Here is a 2236-nt window from a genome sequence, read left to right as displayed (position 1 = left end):
GTTCTCTACAGCTTTCGCAGCCTCAAAGGCTTTCACTTCGCTCAGACTTGCACCAAGCGGGAAGCCTACAACTGCTGCGACTTTCACGCCTGTTCCCTCCAACGCTTTGCTGGCTACGCCAACAAACTGAGAGTTTACACACACGCTGAAAAATTGGTGCTGAGCTGCTTCTTCACACAGTTTGTGGATAGCTGCCGTGCTTGCGTCTGGTTTCAAAAGCGTATGGTCGATATATTTGGCAATTTCTTTCGCATTCAAAGTCATTAAGATGCACCTCATCATAAATTATGTTTTTTCAGTTCCTTCTGGTAATAGAGAAAACCTCTATCGCGGCCATTTCAGGAAGCGACCGCGCTTAGAGGTAAATGTTATCGTCCCAAAAAATATGTCTACAGGTTTACAACGGATGCCGTTTCTAAAACACGCACCAATTGACCTTTGCTTTCATTCACGCCAGCTTCCGTCACTTTCACACGGCAAACTTGGCCGATCATGTCTTCTGATCCTTGGAAAACAAGCTGTACGTAGTTATCCGAGTAGCCCATGTACAAGCCGCTGTCAGGTGCGCCTTTGTCTCATGCAGGCGCTCAATTTTGCTCGCAAACTCTTCTGTCGTATATTTTCTGCGCATACGCGCTAATACACGATCATCTCCTGCTTGCAAAGGAATGTGCAGATGACGACACATTTTGTCCGAGGATTTCAAAACTTCAATGACTTCATCTGTAATTTGACTTGCCTCAATCGAAGAAATACGAATACGTTTCAAACCTTCGACTTTGTCCAAATCCCAAAGCAGCTTAGCCAAGCTGTAATCCTCAATATCTTCGCCGTAACCGCCGGTGTGAATACCCGTCAAGACAATTTCTTGATATCCGGCAGCCACTAACTGCTCCGCTTGTGCAATTACGCTTAGAGGCTCACGACTGCGCATTAACCCGCGAGACCACGGAATAATACAAAACGTACAGAAGTTGTTGCAGCCCTCTTGAATTTTCAGAAAAGCTCTCGTCCGATCGGCAAAATCAGGCACATCCAGTTCTTCGAACTGACGTGTTTTCATGATGTTGCGAACCGCATTAATCGGTTGACGATCCGTTTCGAATTGCTTCACAATCGGAATAATTTTCTCCCGATCCTGTGTGCCGATAACCATATCAACACCCGGGATCGCCATAATCTCAGCCGGAGAAGTTTGCGCATAACAGCCTGTTACGGCAACTATCGCCTCCGGATTGCGGCGGATCGCACGACGAATCATCTGGCGGCTCTTTTTATCCCCCGTATTCGTTACCGTACAAGTATTGATGACGTAAACGTCTGCCGTTTGCTCGAAATCAACCTGTTCGTATCCCTCATTTTTGAAAAGCTGCCAAATGGCCTCTGTATCATAGAAATTAACTTTACAACCTAATGTATGAAACGCTACCGTTGCCATAACGCTTATCCTCCCATCTCTCCGGTTTCATAGAAAAGACACGTAAGACCTACCATAGCAGCAGTCTCCGTGCGTAAAATACGAGCCCCTAGCGATACGGAACGGAAGCCAGCCTCTTCGGCCTGCTTAATTTCTTGCTCCGTAAATCCGCCTTCCGGCCCTACTGCAATAACGACTTTGCTGCCTTGTCCCAATTTACCCGCGGCGAGCGCTTCTTGGATGGCTGGCTTCAGCTGCTGCCCATCTTCTTTCTCGTAGCAAATCCACGCAACATCCGCTTCTTTGGCTTGCTGCAGCAGTTGCTTCCACGAATAAACGGTGTCTACCTGCGGTACACGATTGCGATGCGCTTGCTCAGCGGCTTCTTTGGCAATCTTCTGCCAACGTTCCGTTCGCTTCGCTTCCTTCTTGGAGTCGTACTGCACAATCGTACGCTCCGATAAAAAAGGAAGAAACCGGGCTGCCCCGATCTCGGTCCCTTTTTGAATAATCGTCTCCATCTTATCGCCTTTGGGCAGGCTCTGTGCAATCCAGACCTGAACCGCCGATTCAGCGTTCATAGGCAGCTCCTCCACGATTTCCGCGGTCACAAGCCCCTTATCTAACTGAGAAATCCGTACGAGCACTTCGCGATCCACACCATTGCTGCAAATAACCTCGTCTCCGATAGCTGCCCGCATCACTCGACCCAGATGATGTGCGTCGTCGCCCTCAATGGTGACTGTCTGATTGTTAAGGTGGAACTGCTCTGGCGGGAGAAAATAACGCTGCATAGTCAAAGCCTCTCTATCTTCGTTC

The 2236-nt window shown here is 48.4% G+C and carries 1 protein-coding gene and 2 pseudogenes; all 3 read right to left on the bottom strand.

Annotation, left to right across the window (positions count from 1 at the left end):
• A pseudogene (locus AC1DUA_RS36575) lies at positions 1 to 264 on the bottom strand (deoxyribose-phosphate aldolase); the annotation flags it as partial.
• Positions 265 to 577: 313 nt separating this feature from the next.
• A pseudogene (locus AC1DUA_RS36570) lies at positions 578 to 1438 on the bottom strand (MiaB/RimO family radical SAM methylthiotransferase); the annotation flags it as partial.
• A gap of 5 nt (positions 1439 to 1443) precedes the next feature.
• The gene (locus AC1DUA_RS36565) at positions 1444 to 2211 is read right to left on the bottom strand and encodes a 16S rRNA (uracil(1498)-N(3))-methyltransferase (protein WP_477504396.1); all 768 of its coding nucleotides are present in this window, start codon (positions 2209 to 2211) and stop codon (positions 1444 to 1446) included.
• Positions 2212 to 2236: the final 25 nt, after the last annotated feature.

The organism is Paenibacillus sp. 01T422 (assembly GCF_056398785.1).
The sequence above is the reverse complement of the archived record's forward strand: the minus strand, read 5'-3'. Positions and strand labels throughout refer to the sequence as shown.

Excerpts from the sequence above, each read along its gene's own strand:
- AC1DUA_RS36565 (WP_477504396.1), bottom strand. The coding sequence starts at position 2,211 with ATGCAGCGTTATTTTCTCCCGCCAGAGCAGTTCCACCTTAACAATCAG.